Raw genomic sequence first — 4,387 nt, 5'->3', positions numbered from 1 at the left:
TCGGCGGGCCGGGCCGTGCCCGTCCCGTACAACGGCTCGGTCGCCCGGCTGAACTTCGGCTTCCTGTCCGCCGCGCGGGTGCGGCGCTGGCTGCACGACGGCACCTTCGACGTCATCCACATCCACGAGCCGACCTCCCCGTCGCTCGGCCTGCTGACCTGCTGGGCGGCGCGCGGCCCGATCGTCGCCACGTTTCACACCTCGAACCCCCGTTCCCGGGCGATGATCGCCGCGTACCCGATCCTCCAGCCGGCACTGGAGAAGATCAGCGCGCGGATCGCCGTCAGCGAGTACGCCCGGCGCACCCTGGTCGAACACCTCGGCGGGGACGCGGTGGTCATCCCCAACGGCGTGGACGTGGACTTCTTCGCCCGGGCCGAGCCGAAGGCCGAGTGGCAGGGCGGCACGCTCGGCTTCATCGGGCGCATCGACGAACCCCGCAAGGGGCTGCCCGTCCTGATGAAGGCGCTTCCCGCCATCCTCGCCGCCCGCCCGGAGACCCGGCTGCTGGTCGCGGGCCGCGGCGACGAGGAGGAGGCGGTCGAATCGCTGCCGAAGGAGATGCGCGAGCGCGTCGAGTTCCTCGGCATGGTGAGCGACGAGGACAAGGCACGGCTGCTGCGCAGCGTCGACGTGTACGTCGCGCCGAACACCGGCGGCGAGAGCTTCGGCATCATCCTGGTCGAGGCCCTGTCGGCGGGCGCGCCGGTGCTCGCCAGCGACCTGGACGCGTTCGGACAGGTACTGGACCACGGCACCGCCGGGGACCTCTTCGCCAACGAGGACGCCGAGGCTCTGGCAACGGCGGCGATCCGGCTGCTGGGCGACCCGGAGCGGCGGGCCGGGCTGCGGGAGCGGGGCAGCGCGCACGTACGCCGGTTCGACTGGTCGACCGTGGGGGCGGACATCCTCGCCGTGTACGAGACGGTGCCGTGGACACCGATGAGCGGCCGGGGCTCCGGTCGCGGTTCGGGCTGGCGGCGCGGGACTGAGCGGGGGCGCGGGGGCGCCGGGTGCGGGGTGCGCCGGTGCGGGGTGCGGGGTTCCGTCCTCAAGCGCCGGACGGGCTCGGTGGTGGTCCCGGTCCGCGGGGTCGGCCTCTGCCGGGGCCGCCCCTCCGGGTGGGTGGTGGCCCGGGGGCCCTCCGGAGCATCTCCTCGGGCGACGAACGTTTCCAGGGGCACGCGGGGTATCGGGTCGATTGCGTTCGTCACCCTGCGGGGACCCTCCTGCGAGCCCCCGGACCGGCCGTCGTGGGGCTGCGGGGGCGTTTCTGTGGGCCGTTGGGCCGGTCGTTGTGGGGGTTCGGGGGTGTGGGGCGGAGCCTCGGGCGGCGCCGGTAGCCTCGGCGCGTGATCGAAACCCTCATCTGGATCGCCGTCGCGCTCTTCGCGATCGGCCTGTACCTCAGCTGGACCGCCGGCCGGCTCGACCGGCTCCACGCCCGGATCGACGCGGCCCGCGCGGCCCTCGACGCCCAGCTGCTGCGCCGCGCGTCGGTCACGCAGGAACTGGCCACCTCCGGGGTCCTGGACCCCGCCGCGTCGATCGTGCTGTACGAGGCGGCGCACGCGGCCCGGCAGGCCCAGGAGGAGCACCGCGAGGTCGCCGAGAGCGAGCTGAGCACCGCGCTGCGCGCCGTGTTCGGTGAGCCGGCCCAGGTGGAGGCGGTGAAGGAGTACCCCGGCGGGGAGCCCCGGCGGGGAGGCCGCGGCGGGTAAACTGGCCGCCGCCGTACGCCGCGTACCGATGGCCCGGCGCTTCCACAACGACGCGGTGCGGGCCGCCCGGGCGCTGCGCAGGCACCGCACCGTACGGCTGTTCAGGCTCGCCGGGCACGCGCCGTTCCCGCTGGCCTTCGAGATGGACGACGAGCCGCCGGTGGCCCTGGCGGCCCGCCCGGTCAGCTGACCGGAGCGGGGAAAACGGTCCACCGGCTCCCTATTGGCCCTTGCTGTGGACCGGTCGCGGGGCGTTGGCTGTGGAGTGCAGCATCCAGCGTCTTCCCACCCCAGTGAGGTCCCGTGTCCACGCTTCCCAGCACCCCGCAGTCCGCCCCCGCCACCGGCACCGCCCGCGTGAAGCGCGGCATGGCCGAGCAGCTCAAGGGCGGCGTGATCATGGACGTCGTCGACGCCGAGCAGGCGAAGATCGCCGAGGACGCGGGCGCCGTGGCCGTCATGGCCCTGGAGCGGGTGCCGGCCGACATCCGCAAGGACGGCGGCGTCGCCCGGATGTCCGACCCGAACATGATCGAGGAGATCATCGGCGCCGTCTCCATCCCGGTCATGGCCAAGTCCCGGATCGGCCACTTCGTCGAGGCCCAGGTCCTGCAGGCCCTCGGAGTCGACTACATCGACGAGTCGGAGGTCCTCACCCCGGCCGACGAGGTCAACCACAGCGACAAGTTCGCCTTCACCACCCCGTTCGTCTGCGGCGCCACCGACCTGGGCGAGGCGCTGCGCCGCATCGCCGAGGGCGCGGCGATGATCCGCTCCAAGGGCGAGGCCGGTACGGGGAACGTGGTCGAGGCGGTGCGCCACCTGCGCCAGATCAAGAACGAGATCGCCCGGCTGCGCGGCTTCGACAACAACGAGCTGTACGCCGCGGCCAAGGACCTCCGAGCCCCCTACGAGCTGGTCAAGGAGGTCGCCGAGCTCGGCAGGCTGCCCGTCGTCCTGTTCTCGGCCGGCGGCGTCGCCACCCCCGCCGACGCGGCGCTGATGCGCCAGCTCGGGGCCGAGGGCGTCTTCGTGGGCTCCGGCATCTTCAAGTCCGGCGACCCGGCCAAGCGCGCCGCCGCCATCGTCAAGGCCACCACCTTCTACGACGACCCGAAGGCCATCGCGGACGCCTCCCGCAACCTGGGCGAGGCCATGGTCGGCATCGACTGCGACACGCTGCCCGAGGGCGAGCGCTACGCCAACCGCGGGTGGTGAGCCGATGAGCCCCGTCGTCGGCGTCCTGGCACTCCAGGGAGACGTACGGGAGCACCTGACCGCCCTGAGCTCGGCCGGCGCCGTGGCCAGGGCGGTCAGGCGGCCCGACGAGCTCGCCGGGGTCGACGGGCTGGTCCTGCCCGGCGGCGAGTCCACCACGATGTCCGCACTGGCCGTGCTCTTCGGGATGATGGAGCCGCTGCGTGAGCGGGTCGCGGCCGGGATGCCGGTCTACGGCACCTGCGCCGGGATGATCCTGCTCGCCGCCGAGATCCTCGATCCGCGCGCGGGCCAGGAGACCGTCGGAGGCATCGACATGACCGTGCGCCGCAACGCCTTCGGGCGGCAGAACGAGTCCTTCGAAGCGGCCGTCGACATCGCGGCCGTACCGGGCGGGCCGGTGGAGGGGGTCTTCATCCGGGCGCCCTGGGTGGAGTCGGTGGGCGCCGGTGCCGAGGTGCTCGCGGAGCACGGCGGCCGCATCGTCGCCGTCCGCCAGGGCAACGCCCTCGCGACGTCCTTCCACCCGGAGCTGACCGGCGACCACCGGTTGCACACGCTCTTCACCGACATGGTGCGCACCGTGGGCTGACTCGATCCCGGTAGGATCTCTCGGGTTCGGATCGATTTTGGTGACGCGAAGGAGAAGGCAGATGTCCGGCCACTCTAAATGGGCTACGACGAAGCACAAGAAGGCCGTGATCGACGCCAAGCGCGGCAAACTCTTCGCGAAGATGATCAAGAACATCGAGGTCGCGGCCCGTACGGGCGGCGCCGACGTGTCCGGTAACCCGACCCTTTTCGACGCCATTCAGAAGGCCAAGAAGAGCTCGGTACCGAACAAGAACATCGATTCGGCGGTCAAGCGCGGAGCCGGCCTCGAAGCCGGTGGCGCCGACTACGAGACGATCATGTACGAGGGTTACGGCCCGAACGGCGTCGCGGTGCTCATCGAGTGCCTGACCGACAACCGCAACCGTGCCGCGTCCGACGTCCGGGTCGCCATGACCCGCAACGGCGGCTCGATGGCGGACCCGGGCTCGGTCTCGTACCTGTTCAACCGCAAGGGCGTGGTGATCGTCCCCAAGGGCGAGCTGTCCGAGGACGACGTCCTCGGTGCCGTGCTCGACGCGGGCGCCGAGGAGGTCAACGACCTCGGCGACACCTTCGAGGTGCTCAGCGAGGCCACCGACATGGTCGCGGTCCGCACCGCGCTCCAGGAAGCCGGCATCGACTACGACTCGGCCGAGGCCAACTTCGTCCCGACCATGCAGGTCGAGCTGGACGAGGAGGGCGCGCGGAAGATCTTCAAGCTGATCGACGCGCTGGAGGACAGCGACGACGTGCAGAACGTCTTCGCCAACTTCGACGTCTCCGACGAGGTCATGGAGAAGGTCGACGCCTGAGGCGGCGCCGTCGCGGACGGGCCGGCGGGGACACACCCCGTC

3 protein-coding genes and 2 pseudogenes are annotated in these 4,387 nt (G+C 72.0%); all 5 read left to right on the top strand.

All coding sequences use genetic code 11. The features are described 5' to 3' along the window. A pseudogene (locus tag IH13_RS37590) lies at nucleotides 1-992 on the top strand (glycosyltransferase family 4 protein); the annotation flags it as partial. 360 nt (nucleotides 993-1,352) lie between these two features. Beyond that, nucleotides 1,353-1,911: pseudogene (locus IH13_RS37585) on the top strand (hypothetical protein). 113 nt (nucleotides 1,912-2,024) lie between these two features. Further along, nucleotides 2,025-2,939 (top strand): pyridoxal 5'-phosphate synthase lyase subunit PdxS, encoded by a 915-nt coding sequence (gene pdxS, locus IH13_RS0115580; RefSeq protein ID WP_031084830.1) that lies wholly within the window; start codon nucleotides 2,025-2,027, stop codon nucleotides 2,937-2,939. Nucleotides 2,940-2,943: 4 nt separating this feature from the next. Then, the gene (gene pdxT, locus IH13_RS0115575; RefSeq protein ID WP_031084827.1) at nucleotides 2,944-3,531 is read left to right on the top strand and encodes a pyridoxal 5'-phosphate synthase glutaminase subunit PdxT; all 588 of its coding nucleotides are present in this window, start codon (nucleotides 2,944-2,946) and stop codon (nucleotides 3,529-3,531) included. A 61-nt stretch (nucleotides 3,532-3,592) separates the two neighbouring features. Further along, on the top strand, nucleotides 3,593-4,345 hold the full coding sequence (locus IH13_RS0115570; protein ID WP_031084826.1) for a YebC/PmpR family DNA-binding transcriptional regulator: 753 nt from the start codon (nucleotides 3,593-3,595) through the stop codon (nucleotides 4,343-4,345). Nucleotides 4,346-4,387 lie beyond the last annotated feature (42 nt).

Origin of the sequence: Streptomyces sp. NRRL WC-3549, from assembly GCF_000721935.1 — a bacterium.
GTDB lineage: Bacteria > Actinomycetota > Actinomycetes > Streptomycetales > Streptomycetaceae > Streptomyces.
Note: the sequence above shows the minus strand (reverse complement) of the source record. Positions and strands in the feature narration are given on the sequence as shown.

Bases quoted from the DNA above. Each gene is read 5' to 3' on its own strand.
- pdxT (WP_031084827.1), top strand. From the start codon at position 2,944: ATGAGCCCCGTCGTCGGCGTCCTGGCACTCCAGGGAGACGTACGGGAG.
- IH13_RS0115570 (WP_031084826.1), top strand. From the start codon at position 3,593: ATGTCCGGCCACTCTAAATGGGCTACGACGAAGCACAAGAAGGCCGTG.